Here is a 15,640-nt window from a genome sequence, read left to right as displayed (position 1 = left end):
GCTCCTTGTGTTTCGGCGGGTGGGGGCTGTCGAGGTCGGTCCGGTCGAGATCAGTGCAGCGAGCCGATACCCAGCGAACCGTCCGCGGGGCGTGGGCGGGTGGGTGCCGGTGAGGACGGGGCGTCCGGGTCGGTCGCCGACTCGTCCTCGGCCGAGGCGTCGGCCGAGGGTCGGTCCGGCAGATCCTCCAGGAAATCGGTTGTCGGCGTGAAGAACTGCACACCGGTCACCGCCGTGGTGAAGTCGAGGAGGCGGTCGTGGTTGCCGACCGGTTCGCCGACGAACATCCGGCGCAGCATCGTCTCGGTGATGTCCGGCGACGACGAGTACGCGATGAAGAAGGTGCCCGCCTCGCCGGAGCCGGAGACGTCGCCGTAGGGCATGTTGTCGCGCACGATCTCGATCTCTTCGCCGTCGGCGTCGGTGACCACGTTCAGGGCGATGTGCGAATTGGTCGGCTTGACCTCGTCGGACATCTCCACGTTGTCGAGTTTGGTCCGGCCGATCGCATTCTCCTGCTCGGCGACGCCCAGCGCGTTCCAGGCCGTGAAGTCGTGAACATAGCGCTGCACCGCGACATAGCTGCCGCCGGCGAATCCCGGGTCGTCGGCGCCGACGGTGATGGCGTCGACCGCGGCCTGGCCCACCGGGTTCTCCGAACCGTCGACGAAGCCGATCAGGTCACGGAGATCGAAATAGCGGAAGCCGTGCACCTCGCCGACAGTGGTGACCGCGTCACCGAGGTCGGCCATCACCAGACGGCCCAGCTCGTAGCAGAGGTCGGTCTGGTCGGACTTGATGTGGATCAGCAGGTCCCCGGGGGTGGCCGGCGCGGTGTGCACCTCACCGGCGACCTCGACGAACGGGTGTAGAAAGCGGGGGCGAGGCCCGGTGAACAATCGGTCCCAGGCGTCCGAACCGATCGACACGATCGCGGTCAGGGCCTGTTCCGGCGCCCGCGATGACACCGAGTTGATGCGGGACCCCAACTCGCCCAGGAAATCCCGGACGGTGTCCTCACCACCGGCGTCGATCGTCAGGACGAGGAACAGGGCATGTTTGGTTTTCCGTGTCAGGATCGTCTGCGGTACCGGCACCCGATCCACCCTAGTCCCTCCCGTCCGGGTTCACCCGGGACCGTCGGCGCACGTGCTTCGGGCCTCGGCGTCGACGTCCGCGGCTACCGTCGGGCGACGGCCCGCCCGGCGGCACGGCCGGAGAAGATGCACCCGCCCAGGAAGGTGCCCTCCAGCGCGTTGTAGCCGTGCACCCCGCCTCCGCCGAAGCCCGCGACCTCGCCGGCGGCGTACAGGCCGTCGAACACCGAACCGTCGGTGCGCATCACCGCCGAGTCCAGGTTGGTCTCCAGGCCACCGAGGGTCTTGCGGGTGAGGATGTTGAGCCGCACCGCGATCAGCGGACCGTGCTCGGGGTCGAGCAGTCGGTGAGGTTTGGCGACCCGCACCACCTTGTCGCCGAGATACCGGCGCGCATTGGTGATGGCCATCATCTGCGCGTCCTTGGAGTACTTGTTGGCGACCTGGGCGTCGCGCGCCGACACCACCCGCTCGATCTTCCGCAGGTCCAGCTGGGGGCCGCGGGCGATCCCGTTCATCTTGGTGACGAGTTCGGCGAGGTTGTCGGCCGTCACGAAGTCCTCGCCGTGCTCGACGAATGCCGCCACCGGACCGGGTGCTCCCTTGGCGAGGCGGCTCTTGGCGGCGAACGTCAGATCCTTGCCGGTGATATCGGGGTTCTGCTCGGAGCCCGACAGCGCGAACTCCTTCTCGATGATCGACTGGGTGAGGATGAACCACGAGTAGTCGTGGCCTGTCGCCAGGATCGCCTTCATCGTCGAGTTGGTGTCGAATCCGGGGAAGTTCGGTGCCGGGAGGCGGTCACCGTTGGCGTCCAGCCACAGTGAGGACGGTCCCGGGATGATCCGGATGGCGTGGTCGGGCCAGATCGGATCCCAGTTGACGATGCCCTCGGTGTAGTTCCACATGCGGTCGCGGTTGACCAGGCTGGCACCGGCGTCCTCGGTGATGGCGAGCATGCGGCCGTCGACGTGGGCGGGCACTCCCGAGATCATCGTCGCGGGGGCGGGGCCGAGACGATCGGTCGGCCAGTTCTCGCGGACCAGATCGTGGTTGTGGCCGATACCGCCGCTGGTCACGATCACCGCGCCGGCCCGGATCTCGAACTCGCCGACCACCTCGCGGCTCGACGCCACCCCACGGTCGAGGTCGGTCGCCTCCAGCAGCGCGCCGCGCACCCCGGTGGCCGCGCCGTCGTCGACGACGAGCTCGTCGACGCGGTGACGGAAGCGGAACTCCACCAGGCCGCGGCGTTCGGCCTCGAGGACCGGCTCGGCGAACACCCGCACCACCTCGGGGCCGGTACCCCAGGTCAGATGGAATCGGGGGACCGAGTTGCCGTGGCCGTCGGCGAAGCCACCGCCGCGTTCGGCCCATCCGACGACGGGGGTGATCCGCAGACCCAGATCGTGCAGGTACTGACGCTTCTCGGTGGCCGCGAAGTCGATGTAGGCGCGCGCCCACTGTCGCGGCCAGTAGTCCTCGTCCTCGCGGTCGAAACCGGCCGAACCCATCCAGTCCTGCAGGGCGAGCTCGGCCGAGTCGTGGATGCCGAGCCGCCGCTGTTCGGGCGAATCGACCAGGAACAGCCCGCCCAGCGACCAGAACGCCTGCCCGCCGAGATTGTTGCGGTTCTCCTGGTCCACCACGATCACCTTGCGACCGGCCTGGGTGAGTTCATAGGTGGCGACGAGACCGGCCAATCCGGCTCCGACGACGATGGCGTCGGCCTGCTGATGTGTCACGCGGGACCTCCTCGGGGGTTGGCACCGACCCTAACCGTGGCGTCCATCGGTGGTGGTGACATCGACGGGACGACACCTGAAACGCATGTCAGGGCATTTCGGACATGCACCGTCCGCGCGTGGCGGTGTGATCAATTCGACGCGCGACCGTGATCGTCGCAGGTGATGCCCGTCACCCATCCCGATGGTTACGCTGTACGGGCTCGCCAGCCTTTGCCGCCGTGTTATGCAGCCGTTACTATCACCCGCGACGGGGATCGGTCTCCGGAGTGCCGCGTCGTGACCCCGAAAGCCGAAACCCCGGAACAGCCGAATGACGAGCCCGCCCGGGCGCCGATCGTAAGGAACGACAGAAACATGCTGACTCGCGCCCGTAAGCGCCTGGTCGCCGGACTCGTGGCGCTGGTCGCTGCAACCGGTGTCACCATGGTCGCCGCGCCGACCGCTCAGGCAGCCCGAGGCTGCAACGTCGAGCGCGTCTACTCGAACGCCATGCACCGCAGTGTCCCGGTGTGCATCGTCTCGGCCGGTGGCTCCAACAAGCCGACGCTGTACCTGCTCGACGGCCTGCGTGCCCCTGCCAACAACAGCGGCTGGCTGATCAACACCAACGTCGCCAACTGGATGGCCGGTAAGGGAACCAACGTGGTGATCCCGTTCGGTGGTGGCGGCAGCTTCTACACCGACTGGATGAAGACCGACCCGACTCTCGGCGTCAACAAGTGGGAGACCTTCCTGACCCGCGAGCTGCCCGCGTACATGGCGAAGAACCATGGCAGCGACAACCGTCGCAACGGCATCGCGGGTCTGTCCATGTCGGGCACCTCGGCGCTGAACCTGGCATCGCGCCACCCGAACTTCTACAAGGCCGTCGCGTCCTACAGCGGCTACCCGACGGTCACCATGCCGGGCTTCACCCAGGGCATCCAGGCGTCGGTCATCGAGATGGGCGGCAACCCCACCAACATGTGGGGCTTCTACCCGGCCGGTGAGTGGTTCCAGAACGACCCGTTCCTGTCGGCGGCCAACCTGTCCGGTAAGCGCGTCTACGTCTCGGCGGGCACCGGTGTCGGCAGCCGCTACGACTCGTCGCTGACCCCGGGCTCCCCCGGGTTCGACGCGGTCAAGTTCGCGCAGATGATCCCGCTGGAGGTCGCCGCGTCGACCAGCAGCCAGCTCTACATCGCTCGCCTCAAGACCCTTCCGGTCAAGCTGACCACCCGCATCACCCCGGATGGTTCGCACTGGTGGGACTACTGGCAGGACGACTTCAAGCAGTCCTGGGGCACCACCTTCGCCCCGGCGTTCTTCTGAGCCCGATTCCGGGGTAGGCCTCTGACGAGGGCGGCCCGACCTGACCACGAGGGCCGGTGATCACACGATCACCGGCCCTCGTCGTCTGTCGTGATGCGGTTGCCCTGCGCATCCGGTGCCCGGGGCAGGCAGCCGGGACGGCACAGGGCACGCCGCCGGGACGGTACGGGGCACGCCGCCGGGACGGTACGGGGCGGTACGGGGCACACGGAGGTCCGGCGGGCAGGCGAGGGAACCGGGGGCAGGGCAGAGACGACAGGGCCCGGGGCACGTGATGTGTGCCCCGGGCCCGTCGTCGTGATCGCCTACGCGTCCGATCTGGTCATCGTTTCGGGCGGTCGACCGGACCGAAGTCGCCGTCGGTCTTCGGTGCCGGACCGTCGACCTTCGGGATGCGCTGCGTCGGGCGATCCCAGATGTAGCCGTCGTCGTCCGCATCGGCAGCGGGTGCCGGGGACTTGCCCAGTACGACGGTCGGGGTGGCGTCGGCGGGACCACTCGCGGCGGGGCCGGCCGGCTCGGCGACGGTGGGTGCATCCGGACGCCGGACCACCTCGGTCGCCGACTCGTCGGCCCTGACACCGGCCGTCTCGTCTGCTGCGGAGCTGTCGTCGAACGGTTCGCCGTCACGCGGCTCGCCGGACGTCGCCGAGCGACCCCGCCAGAACAGGAACAGCCAGGCGAGCAGCAGCACGGCACCGACGATGCCCAGGATCAGCGGCAGCCAGAACCCGCCGAGACGCAGCTGACCGTCGTACTTGTCGGCGCGTGCGGCCTGCTGCGTGACGGTCTCATCGGACCATTTGAAGGTGGCCTTCAGCGCATCGAGGCGGAAGTCACGGATCGGTTGCGCGGTGTCCTCGCTCTGATCCGGTGAACGGAAGTACTGGTGCTGGTCCTCCCGGCCGTCGACGATCGTGCCGGTCGCCGGCTCCACCCACACGTGGCGGGTGGCGGCGGCGTAGCGGTGCATGTTGATGGAGTCGTTGGGCTTGATGCCGCGGCCGGTGATGCCCCACCACTTGGCCGGCATGGTCAGCATGGTGCCCAGGGCCGCCTCGTTCTGCGGGTTGGGCAGGCTGGACAGGTCGGTCTCGGGGACCTCGGTGACGAAGTGGTAGGTCTTGACGCCCTTGATGGTCTCCTCGCCGACGAACCTGGCCTCGGTGTCCTGGCGGGTGTTGGTGTCGTAGTACAGGTACGAGCGTTTCTGCACGTCGAACCCGAACTTGTACTGGAAACCCTTGCGGTTGGTGAGCTGGACCGACACGTCCTTCGGGTCGACACCCTCCGGTGCGGCCTCGAGCTGCAGCGAGCTGACCGTGCCGTTGGGCACCGATGTCTTCCGGTTCACCGAGACCCGGTCGATGGTCGCGGTGAGCAACCCCGAAGCGCAGGTGAGGTCACCGGAGGTGTTCGGTCCGGGCGGCGTGATCTCCTCGCCCTTCGCATTTCGGATCCGGTCGATCTGGACCGTCTGCCCCGACTGCAGGGTTGCCTGACGGCTGTCGGACGGATCGATGATCACCGACCGCCGCTGCTGGGTCAGGTGCGCGTCGAAGGTCTGTGCCGTGGCCTCGCCGACCGAACAGCGGTCGAAGATCACCGCAGGGAAACGTTCGCCGGGGGAACCGTCGGCCGCCACGGTCGTGGCGTCGGAGGTGATGTCGAGGTCGAGCGGGACCACGCGGAGCTGGGGGACCAGCCAGGCGGGAATGGCGATCGCCGCGGTTATACAGGCGATCCCGAGGAACGCCAGCACCGCCGGCAACATTCGCTTCATTGTCGACTCCTGTGCCTCTCAGCTCGGCGGCATCGGACGGTCACGGTGCCCGATTTCGTTGCACCACCCTAACCGGGGTCTCGGCACTGTTCGGGTAGCGCCCGTCGATGTCGGGAGTGGCGGACCGGCGATCGCGCTCGGCCTCTCTCATGATCCCGGCCATATAGCCGTAGATCTCGCGATCGCTCATCGCCTTCCAGCGGGGCGCGAGGAGCTTCATGTACTTCTCCACGTAGAGCAGTTGTTTGCCCACCAGGACCAGCTCACGGGGCAGGCGGGCGTCATGCGCGCGGGCCACCGCGGCGAGTTGTCGGCCCAGGTCGGTGTAGCTCATCGACCCGAGATCGGTGGTCGACAACGGTGCGGCGACCTTCTTGATGTCGGCCGCGCCCTGGGATGTCGATCCGGGACGCCGTACCGCGCCGAGCAGGAAGATGGCCCGGCCCGCCGACTCGTAGTCGCTCCGCACGATCAGGTCGACGACGAGCTGTCGGAGGATGCGGCGAGTCCGCGGGGTGAACCGGCCGACGATGCCGAAGTCGAGCAGTACCAGCGTGCCGGTGTCGTCGACCAGGACGTTGCCGGCATGGAGGTCACCGTGGAACAGTCCCCCGTGGAACGCCGATTCCAGCAGGGACAGCAACAGGGTGCGGCACAGTGCCACGCCGTCGTGGCCGGCCGCGCGGACCGCCTCGGCGTCGTCGATGCGGACGGCGTAGATCCGTTCCATGGTCAGCACACGCGCGCCGCTGTACGCGTCGTACACCTCGGGCACCCGGACGCGGCTCCCATAGGGACCGTCGCGCAGGCACTCGTACCACTCGCGCATCGTGGCCGCCTCGTTGCGGAAGTCGAGCTCGGCGGCCAGGCCGTCGGCGAAGTCCTCCACCACGTGCCGGGCACTGAGCATCCGGCCGTACTCGGACAGTTCGGCGAGACCGGCGAGTCGTTCCAGGATCGCGACGTCGGGGGCGAGTCGCTCCCCGATCCCCGGTCGCTGGATCTTGACCACCACCTCGGTGCCGTCGACGAGGGTCGCGGTGTGTACCTGGGCGATCGACGCCGATGCGATCGGGATGGGATCGAAGGTCGCGAACACCTCCTCGGGCGGGCGTCCGAGCTCGGCGACGAACACCTCCCGGACGGCGTCGGGGTCGGCCGGGGTCACCTGGTCGAGCAGCGACTCGAACTCTGCGGCGAGGGTCTCGGTGAACACTCCCGGACTCGAGGCGATGAGCTGGCCCAGCTTCACGTAGGTGGGGCCGAGGTGCTCGAAGGTGGTACGGACCTCGTGCGCGGCGCGGCGTGCGCTCGGCAGGCGCAGGTGTACCGCGTCGACGGTGGTGCCCACGGCGAATCGGCCCAGCCCGGCCGCCGCATGGACCGCGGTGGAACCGAACCGGGTGAGTTCGGCGATCGCGGACACCGGCCGGAGCCGTGTCGGGCGTCCGGTCGGGTCGGAGTCGGAGGAGCTACGCCCGGATGAACTGTGCATGGAGGTCACCGCGGGCCAGTGTAACGACATCGAGGCGCCCCGAGGGGTCACTCGTGGGCGGGTTCTCCGGTGATCTTGTGGTCGGCGAGGTTGATCGCCTCCCCGATCAGGCGTGTCATGTGCCCGTCGCGGATGCGGTAGATCACCCGGCGGCCGTCCCGGCGGGTCTCGACGAGGCCTGTGAAACGGAGTTTCGCCAGGTGCTGGCTCACCGCCGTCCGCGACGCCCGCACCGCCTCGGTGAGGGCGGTGACATCGAACTCGCCGGTGGTGAGCAGCCAGAGCAGGTGTAGCCGCGTGGGGTCGGCGAGCATCGCGAAGGTCGACGACGCGGCCGCCAGGCGGTCCGGGTCGGGCTGCACCGGGTGATGCAGGCTGGGGCCTGCGGGATCGGATGCCGGAGTGCGTTCGGCGTCGGTGCCGTCGCTCATGATCGCCGCGCTCACCGCCTCTATCGCGTCGCCGGTTGCCGTGCGCAGACCGTGCGGTCCATCGTAGGCGAGTCGATCCGCGCGGCCGGGATGATCGGGCCGGCGGCCCGGGGCCGGCATCGGGCCGCACCGACCGTGGCGGTGGCCGCGAGCAGGGCGAGCACCCCCGCCGAGGCGGCGGTGCCGAGCACCGACGGTCCCCATCCCGCGATCGCGTAGGTCAGCAGGAAGGCTGCGTGCGACGTGGAGAACTGGGCGGTGAAGACGTCGTCGCGGTCGGTGTCGGTGTGATCGCGGATCATGCGCGGGACGGTGGTGCCGACCATCGAGGTCGCCACTCCGAGCAGTACCCATGTGCCCGCCAGTGCCACCGGATTCGGGCCGGTGTACGACCACGCCGTGGTGATCGTCAGTCCGAGGGTGGCCAGAACGCCGCCGGCGACCATCACCCGCGCGACGCCGCAGCGCCGCACCAGCGGTGGTACGGCGAATGTGGTTGCCAACGAGCCGATCCCGAATGCCGCCAGGGCCATGGCGACCGCGGTGTCATCGGTGCCGAGGTCGCCGCGGACATAGCCGACGGTGCCGACCAGCACGATCGCGGTGGCTGCGGCGACGGCCACGTCGATCCACAGTACTCCGCGAAGAGTCTTGTGGGACAGCATGATCCGGATTCCACGCAGCATCCGGCCGGAGAAGGTGCTCGTGTCATCCGGAGGTGTGGGTGGGGTCGATCGGTCGAGGCGACGTAATCCCGAGCCGCCGACGAGGAGTGCGGACGCGGCGAAACCTGCTGCGGTGAGGGCGAACAGCGCGGAGTAGGGCAGGACGACCAGTGCGACACCCGCCAGGAGCGGGCTGGTCAACGCCTCGAGGTCGTAGGCGATCCGAGACGCCGACACCGCGACCGTGTACTCGTCGCGGTCGGGGACGACGCGGGCGATGGCAGCGGAGAAGGTGGGGGTGAAGGTGGCCGACGCGGTCTGCAGCGCGAAGATCAGGACGTAGATCTGCCAGGTGTCGGTGACCCACGGCAGACACGCGGCCATGCCCACCCGGACCACGTCGGCGCCGATCAGCACCCCGGTGGCGGGGAGCCGGGTGACCAGCGCCCGCATCAGCGGGGCCATCGCGACGTAGGCGACCATCTTGATCACCAGGGCGGTGCCCAGGACCTCGGCGGCGTCGGCGCCGGCGAGGTCGTAGGCCAGCAGGCCCAGTGCCACGGTCATCAGGCCCGTTCCCGTCAAGGAGATCACCTGGGCCGGGTAGAGCCGGGTGAACACCGGATTCTGCAGAAGGGGCTGCACAGTCGGATCGTATCTCATATGTGCGCATCTGCGCACATGCTGGAGTGGATCGGCGAGCGCCCGGTGATGTGGACACTGTCGGTCTCGGGTGAGGCGGCGTAGCCTCGGGGGAGGTTTTCGACTGGGAATCGAAAACACCCCCGGAGGGTTGTCCCGAAGGGAACCGGCGAACGGAGAACGCGATGACGGACATGGGCGAGGCGAGGTCGGGTACCGGGATGTCGGGTACCGGGATGCCGGGTATCGGGGCGACGGGTGCCGATCTCGTCGTGGTGGGCGCGGGAGTGGCCGGGCTGACGGCAGCGCTGTCGGCGGCGGCGCGCGGTCTCCGAGTCGTCGTCGTCCACAAGGGGCCACGGTGGGATTCCGATCGTGCCGAGCAGGCCACCTCCACCTTCTACGCGCAGGGCGGTGTGGCCGTCGTCCTGCCGGACAATCCGCTCGACTCGGTCCGTCGGCATCTGGACGACACCCTCGCCGCGGGTGCCGGACTCGCCGACGCCACCGCATCCGGCGACATCCTCGCCGGCGGATGGGCGGCAGTCGCCGAGCTCATCGGGCGCGGGGCCCGTTTCGATCGCGACAGCACCGGCGCCTATGCACGCACCCGCGAGGGCGGCCACAGCGTGCGCCGAATCCTGCACGCCGGTGGGGATGCGACCGGTGCGCACCTGCAGCGAACCCTGGGTGCGGCCCTGACTGCAGCGCGGTCGGCGGGCGAGATCGACTGCCGCGACGAGACCTTCGTGACGCGGGTGCTCACCGACGTCGACGGGAGGGCAGTCGGGGTGGCGTGCCGGACGAGCATCGCAGGCGGTTCGCGCGACGAGGTCATCACCGCACCCACGGTCCTGCTGGCCACGGGTGGTGCCGGTCACCTCTATCCGGCCACGACAAATCCGGGCGGCGCCACCGGCGACGGCATCGGCCTGGCACTGCGAGCCGGGGCGCGCGTCGCAGACCTGGAGTTCATCCAGTTCCACCCGACCATGCTCTACACCGGCGGGGAGCGCGGCCGACGCACGCTGATCACCGAGGCCCTGCGGGGCGAGGGCGGACGACTCGTGGACGCCGGGGGGCGCTCGGTCACCGCGGACGTGCACCCGCTCGGTGACCTGGCGCCGCGCGACGTGGTCGCCAACGCGGTGTGGGCCGCGATGGACCGCACCGGCGAACCCTGCGTCTACCTCGACGTCACGGCCGTCGACGACGTCGAACGTCGCTTCCCGACGGTGACCGCCGGGGTCCGTGCGGCAGGTGTCGACATCACCGCGGGCCGTATCCCGGTGGTACCGGGTGCCCACTACCTGTGTGGCGGCGTCGTCACCGACACCGAGACCCGCACTGCGGTCCCCGGTCTGCTCGCGGCCGGGGAGGTGGCCCGCACCGGGCTGCACGGCGGCAACCGGCTGGCCTCGAACAGTCTGCTGGAAGGCCTGGTCATGGGTGGGCGTGCTGCGGTCGTGGCCGCCGCGGACAGCGGTGGGCACGGCGCCCGCCCGGTCGGTCCGGTGGCTTCGTCGGTTCTGCCCGCCCTGGAGCGGACCGCCCTACAGGATGCGATGGGACGCCACGTGGGACTGCGCCGGGACGCGTCCGGGCTGGCCGAGGTCGCGACCCTGCTACACCACGCACCCCTTCGCGAGATGGTCACCGTCACCGACGCCGAGGACGCCTCACTGACCCTGGTCGCCGGCGCGGTGGTGGCGGCCGCCTCGGCTCGGGCGGAGTCGCGCGGGTCCCATGTGCGGTCCGATTTCCCGCACACCGCCGATCATCCGAACTCCCGGATCTTCGCCCTCTCCGCAGGAGTGGTGATCGAGGTCGACAGTGTGGTCGGCAGTGGTGAGCTCGCGGTGAGCCCGGGGTAGAAACCCGACCACTTCCTTCGTAGACTGGCCGCGGGCTCCGCCATTGTCGCGATGGTGATCGCCGGCGGTCTCCGGTGACCGATCTCATCCGGTAGCAAAATGTGCGCGGTGACGGCGCGGTGGGGCGCGGGAACGGAGGGCTCGATGGACGGCGAGGGTTGCTGGTCGACGGTGGTGAGCTCGTCGACGGAACGACGGGCGCTGGGGCTGCCGGATTCCGCGGGCTGGATGTTGCAGTGCCGGCTCGGCGCAGGTCACCATGGCAATCACGCCACCGATGGCGGAACGTACCGGGTTCCGGGTCGCCGATTCTGGTTGGAGTGGAACGACTTCGACCCGCGGGCCCAGTCCCTGATCGAGCGCAATCCGTGTCCGGTCGGCACCCGTGAGGGTGGGGGATGTCTCTACTTCCACGGTCACGGTGGTCCGCACACCTTCGCGCGGTCGAACGGCCACGCGCCGACCGCGATGTCGGGGGCGGCGGCCGGACGCCCGCCCGGACCCGTGCCGTCACACACCGGGGCATCGCTCCCGCACGCGCCCGCCCCGATCCCCCGTGATCCGTCGACCGGGGATCTGCCGGTCGGTGGGCCCAGCGGTGCGCATCGCTTGCCCGATCACCGGCAACCCGTGCAGCAGCAGCCGGCGACAACCCCGCCGCCGGCAGATGTGTATGCAGTGGACGCCGGGTATCGCGGCGGTCGACGGTCGACCGACTCGGTGCCACCCGCCGATCAGGCTCCCTACCTGGGGCATCATCACGGCTCCGGCGACGCGGCCCCGGGGATGAATCCACAACCGGTGAATCCGCAACCGGTGAATCCACACCCGGACGCCACGGCGACGCCCGCACGCGGACTGTCGTCTGCCCGGAATCCTGCTGACCGGAATCCTGCTGCCCGGAATCCGTCTGACCGGAATCCGTCTGACCGGAATCCCGGTCCCGATCCCGACGCGACACATCTGTTCGCAGTGGGTGATGCGCTCGCGGATGTCGCGGCGGCTCTGAGCCGTCTCGCCGACGTGTTGCGCCGCGCCTGACACCAGGATCTCCGCCCGTCCCCGCCGGGGGACACACGCTCCCGAGCACATACCCTAGGGGGGTAGTGTTTTCGTGTCCGAGGGTGTATACCGGTAGGGGGTACGAGGAACGGAGGTGCCGTGGACCACGCAGAACACGGATACATCGAGCGCAAGGACGACTATCTGAAGCGTCTGCGCCGAATCGAAGGACAGGCCCGTGGCCTGCAGCGGATGGTCGAGGAAGAGAAGTACTGCATCGACATCCTCACCCAGGTGTCCGCGATGACCAAGGCCCTGCAGGCGGTGAGCCTCGGCCTGCTCGAGGAACACATGAACCACTGCGTGGTACGTGCCGCGCAGGAGGGTGACGCCGAGGGGCGCGCCAAGGTCGACGAGGCCGTCCAGGCGATCGCCCGGCTCGTCAAGTCCTGACCGGCCCAGATCTGTGACCGGCCCAGATGCGGCCGACGGGTCCACGTCGGCCGATCCACCCCTGCCCGGAGACCGGCTCCGGGCCCGATCCCACAGGGAGAACACCATGGCAACCCAGACCTACACCGTCACCGGGATGACCTGCGGTCATTGCGCGTCCTCGGTGCGTGAGGAGATCGAGGAGATCGCCGGGGTGACCGGCGTCGAGGTGACCCTCGAGGGCGGTCTCGTCGAGGTGAGCAGCGATGCGCCGCTCGACCGCGCCGACGTCGAGAAGGCCGTCACCGAGGCCGGATACCAGCTGGCATGACCCTGAACGCGATGGCGACCAACACGGCAGTTCGGGTCGCCGCCTTCGCGGTGATGCTCGCCGCCGTGTTCGCCATCGCCTTCGCGATCGGCCACGCGGCCGGACCGGCCACCGACACCGCCCCCCACGAGGGGACCCACCAGGCCCCGACGACCGTCGGGGACCTACCCGCCACCGACATGCACGGGGGCCACCCATGACCACCGCCACCAACGCCCGCATCGACCTCGACATCGAGGGCATGACCTGCGCATCGTGCGCCGGCCGGATCGAACGCAAGCTGAACAAGCTCGACGGTGTCAGTGCCACCGTCAATTTCGCCACCGAACGCGCCCAGGTCGACTATCCGGTGGAGCTCACCCCGACCGATCTGATCGACGTGATCCGGTCGGCCGGATACGACGCAGATCCCGTCGACGACCATCCGGCCGCCGACGACTCCGCCGACGGCACCGGTCATGCCGATCCCGAACTCGACGCTCTGCGCCAACGCGTCATCGTCAGTGCGGTACTGACGATCCCGGTGATCGCCCTGGCGATGGTCCCGGCCTGGCAGTTCACGTACTGGCAGTGGCTGTCGCTGACCTTGGCCGCACCCGTCGTCGTCTGGGGGGCCTACCCGTTCCACCGGGCCGCCTGGATCAACCTGCGTCACGGCGCCACCACCATGGACACCTTGGTCTCGATCGGCACCCTGGCCGCCTTCGGGTGGTCGTTGTACGCGCTGTTCCTGGGAACGGCGGGCGAGCCGGGGATGACCCACGGATTCGACCTCGTCCCGCAACGCGGCGACGGCGCCGCCAACATCTATCTGGAGGCCGCCGCCGGCGTCACCACTTTCCTGCTGCTCGGCCGGTGGTTCGAGAAACGGGCCCGTCGCCGCGCCGGTGATGCATTGCGCGCGCTGATGGAACTCGGCGCCAAGGACGTCGTGGTGCTGCGCGGCGGTGTCGAGACCCGCATACCGATCGAACAACTCGGTGTGGGAGACGAATTCGTCGTCAGGCCGGGGGAGAAGATCGCCACCGACGGCGTCATCGTCGACGGCTCGTCCGCGGTGGACACCTCGATGATCACCGGTGAGTCGGTGCCCGTGGAGGCCACCGAGGGCGACACCGTGGTGGGTGCCACGCTCAACACCAGTGGGCGGCTCGTGGTCCGGGCGACCCATGTGGGCGCCGACACCGCACTCGCGCAGATGGCCAAGATGGTCGCCGACGCCCAGGCCGGCAAGGCTGCGGCCCAGCGACTCGCCGATCGTATCTCCGCCTGGTTCGTCCCCACGGTGATCGTGATCGCCGTGGCCACACTGGGCTTCTGGCTCGGCGCCGCCGTCGCCAACGGCTCCGGTGTGACCCTGGCGTTCACCGCGGCGGTCGCCGTGCTGATCATCGCGTGCCCGTGTGCCCTCGGTCTGGCCACACCCACGGCGCTGATGGTCGGCACCGGACGCGGTGCGCAACTGGGCATCCTGCTCCGCGGCCCTGAGGTGCTCGAACAGACCCGGCAGGTCGACACCATCGTGTTGGACAAGACCGGCACCGTCACCACCGGTGTCATGCAGGTGTCCCAGGTGCATGCGGTGGATACCACCGGCGCATCCGACGACGCCACGACCAGGAGGGTGCTGGCGGCGGCCGCCGCGGTCGAGGCCGCCTCCGAGCATCCGATCGCCACCGCGATCGTCCAAGCGGCACAGGATCTTCCGGTTGGATCGGTGACGGGATTCCGCAGTACCGAGGGTGTGGGCGTGACCGGCATCGTCGACGGTGCCACCGTTCGGGTGGGCAGTCCGCGCGAGTTCGCCGACAGCCTGCCGCCGGCTCTGCGGGAGGCGATCGACGCCGCCCATGAGCGCGGCGCCACCGCGGTGATCGTCACCATCGACGGTTCCGCCATCCCCTCCGCGCAGGGTGTGATCGTCGTCGGCGATGAGCTGAAACCTACGTCGGCGGAAGCCATCTCGGAACTGAAGCGGATGGGCCTGAGCCCGGTCTTGCTCACCGGCGACAATCCGGGTGCCGCCCGGCATGTGGCGGCACTGGTCGGTATCGAGCAGGTGATCGCCCAGGTCCGCCCCGACGAGAAGGTGGCCGCCGTCGTCGATCTCCAGCGTCGAGGTCATACGGTCGCGATGGTGGGCGACGGCATCAACGACGCCGCTGCCCTCGCACAGGCCGACCTCGGGTTGTCGATGGGGACCGGCACCGACGTGGCGATCGCCGCCGCCGACCTGACCATCGTCGACGGCGATCTGCGCAAGGTGATCGACGCGATCCGGTTGTCACGCCGGACCCTCGGCACGATCAAGGGAAACCTGTTCTGGGCGTTCGGCTACAACGTCGCCGCGCTCCCGTTGGCCGCCGCAGGCCTGCTCAATCCGATGATCGCCGGCGCGGCGATGGCATTCTCGTCGGTCTTCGTCGTCGCGAACAGCCTGCGGCTGAGGCGATTCCGGTCCCAGGCGACTGGCGGACGGGCCTAGAAGGCCCTGACGGTAAGCCGTTGGCGGGTGACGGCAGCCTGGTTGGAGAAGAACCCCGGAGGTCGCATTCCCCTGCAAGGCTGGTTGAGTGGAAGCGATGGGTCACTCCATGACGGTGCATTACCCGGACACGCGGACCACGGTGCGAAGTGCGGTACGTATGAGCCGAAGATCCCGGCGTGTGATCCGAGAAGCTGGCCACCTCGAGCCCAGCAGCTACGCAGCTCGCCGCGCCTGGCGGAACAGCCCTTCGAATGCGGCAACTCGGCATCAAGCCAGTCGCCATGGTCGCGGCCAACACCGAAGTCGGTCACATCACCGTCGTCGAATCGGCGGGGCGAAGA

13 protein-coding genes are annotated in these 15,640 nt (G+C 69.1%); 7 read left to right on the top strand and 6 right to left on the bottom strand.

Going from position 1 to position 15,640, the window contains the following annotated elements; all coding sequences use genetic code 11:
• Window positions 1-50: 50 nt before the first annotated feature.
• Together ACWDUA_RS01295 and ACWDUA_RS01290 are read right to left on the bottom strand one after the other, a co-directional pair.
• On the bottom strand, window positions 51-1,097 hold the full coding sequence (locus ACWDUA_RS01295; protein ID WP_449749193.1) for a Dyp-type peroxidase: 1,047 nt from the start codon (window positions 1,095-1,097) through the stop codon (window positions 51-53).
• Window positions 1,098-1,180: 83 nt separating this feature from the next.
• Entirely contained in the window at window positions 1,181-2,842 is a 1,662-nt protein-coding gene (locus tag ACWDUA_RS01290; RefSeq protein ID WP_449749192.1) for an FAD-binding dehydrogenase, read from the bottom strand.
• 357 nt (window positions 2,843-3,199) lie between these two features.
• On the opposite strand from ACWDUA_RS01290, the gene ACWDUA_RS01285 reads away from it, so the two are divergent.
• A complete protein-coding gene (locus ACWDUA_RS01285) occupies window positions 3,200-4,156 on the top strand; it encodes an alpha/beta hydrolase (protein WP_449749191.1) in 957 nt (318 codons plus the stop codon).
• Window positions 4,157-4,478: 322 nt separating this feature from the next.
• Here ACWDUA_RS01285 and ACWDUA_RS01280 read toward each other — a convergent pair whose 3' ends face one another.
• Genes ACWDUA_RS01280 through ACWDUA_RS01265 form a run of 4 tightly spaced genes read right to left on the bottom strand, consistent with a single transcriptional unit; the run spans window position 4,479 to window position 9,175 of the window.
• Window positions 4,479-5,939: a porin PorA family protein gene (locus ACWDUA_RS01280; protein WP_449749190.1), complete on the bottom strand. Its 1,461-nt coding sequence runs from the start codon at window positions 5,937-5,939 to the stop codon at window positions 4,479-4,481.
• 40 nt (window positions 5,940-5,979) lie between these two features.
• Window positions 5,980-7,434, bottom strand: coding sequence for an ABC1 kinase family protein (locus ACWDUA_RS01275; protein WP_449749388.1), 1,455 nt, complete (start codon window positions 7,432-7,434; stop codon window positions 5,980-5,982).
• Between the two features lie 47 nt (window positions 7,435-7,481).
• On the bottom strand, window positions 7,482-7,865 hold the full coding sequence (locus ACWDUA_RS01270; RefSeq protein ID WP_449749189.1) for an ArsR/SmtB family transcription factor: 384 nt from the start codon (window positions 7,863-7,865) through the stop codon (window positions 7,482-7,484).
• 20 nt (window positions 7,866-7,885) lie between these two features.
• Window positions 7,886-9,175 (bottom strand): MFS transporter, encoded by a 1,290-nt coding sequence (locus ACWDUA_RS01265; RefSeq protein WP_449749188.1) that lies wholly within the window; start codon window positions 9,173-9,175, stop codon window positions 7,886-7,888.
• A 218-nt stretch (window positions 9,176-9,393) separates the two neighbouring features.
• On the opposite strand from ACWDUA_RS01265, the gene nadB reads away from it, so the two are divergent.
• The 6 genes from nadB (at window position 9,394) to ACWDUA_RS01235 (ending at window position 15,296) form a co-directional block, all read left to right on the top strand.
• The gene (gene nadB, locus ACWDUA_RS01260) at window positions 9,394-11,046 is read left to right on the top strand and encodes an L-aspartate oxidase (protein ID WP_449749387.1); all 1,653 of its coding nucleotides are present in this window, start codon (window positions 9,394-9,396) and stop codon (window positions 11,044-11,046) included.
• Between the two features lie 108 nt (window positions 11,047-11,154).
• The gene (locus tag ACWDUA_RS01255; RefSeq protein ID WP_449749187.1) at window positions 11,155-12,087 is read left to right on the top strand and encodes a hypothetical protein; all 933 of its coding nucleotides are present in this window, start codon (window positions 11,155-11,157) and stop codon (window positions 12,085-12,087) included.
• A gap of 120 nt (window positions 12,088-12,207) precedes the next feature.
• Window positions 12,208-12,501 (top strand): metal-sensitive transcriptional regulator, encoded by a 294-nt coding sequence (locus ACWDUA_RS01250; protein ID WP_449749186.1) that lies wholly within the window; start codon window positions 12,208-12,210, stop codon window positions 12,499-12,501.
• Window positions 12,502-12,607: 106 nt separating this feature from the next.
• Window positions 12,608-12,811, top strand: a complete 204-nt coding sequence (locus ACWDUA_RS01245; RefSeq protein ID WP_449749185.1) for a heavy-metal-associated domain-containing protein — start codon at window positions 12,608-12,610, stop codon at window positions 12,809-12,811.
• Between the two features lie 11 nt (window positions 12,812-12,822).
• A complete protein-coding gene (locus ACWDUA_RS01240) occupies window positions 12,823-13,011 on the top strand; it encodes a hypothetical protein (protein ID WP_449749184.1) in 189 nt (62 codons plus the stop codon).
• On the top strand, window positions 13,008-15,296 hold the full coding sequence (locus ACWDUA_RS01235) for a heavy metal translocating P-type ATPase (RefSeq protein WP_449749183.1): 2,289 nt from the start codon (window positions 13,008-13,010) through the stop codon (window positions 15,294-15,296). Before ACWDUA_RS01240 ends, ACWDUA_RS01235 begins: the two co-directional genes overlap by 4 nt.
• The last annotated feature ends 344 nt before the right edge of the window (window positions 15,297-15,640 follow it).

It is taken from the genome of Gordonia sp. NPDC003376 (assembly GCF_053589235.1).
The sequence above is the reverse complement of the archived record's forward strand: the minus strand, read 5'-3'. Positions and strand labels throughout refer to the sequence as shown.

Excerpts from the sequence above, each read along its gene's own strand:
- ACWDUA_RS01285 (WP_449749191.1), top strand. The coding sequence starts at position 3,200 with ATGCTGACTCGCGCCCGTAAGCGCCTGGTCGCCGGACTCGTGGCGCTG.
- ACWDUA_RS01280 (WP_449749190.1), bottom strand. The coding sequence starts at position 5,939 with ATGAAGCGAATGTTGCCGGCGGTGCTGGCGTTCCTCGGGATCGCCTGT.
- ACWDUA_RS01275 (WP_449749388.1), bottom strand. The coding sequence starts at position 7,434 with ATGCACAGTTCATCCGGGCGTAGCTCCTCCGACTCCGACCCGACCGGA.
- ACWDUA_RS01270 (WP_449749189.1), bottom strand. The coding sequence starts at position 7,865 with ATGAGCGACGGCACCGACGCCGAACGCACTCCGGCATCCGATCCCGCA.
- nadB (WP_449749387.1), top strand. The coding sequence starts at position 9,394 with ATGTCGGGTACCGGGATGCCGGGTATCGGGGCGACGGGTGCCGATCTC.
- ACWDUA_RS01245 (WP_449749185.1), top strand. The coding sequence starts at position 12,608 with ATGGCAACCCAGACCTACACCGTCACCGGGATGACCTGCGGTCATTGC.
- ACWDUA_RS01240 (WP_449749184.1), top strand. The coding sequence starts at position 12,823 with ATGGCGACCAACACGGCAGTTCGGGTCGCCGCCTTCGCGGTGATGCTC.
- ACWDUA_RS01235 (WP_449749183.1), top strand. The coding sequence starts at position 13,008 with ATGACCACCGCCACCAACGCCCGCATCGACCTCGACATCGAGGGCATG.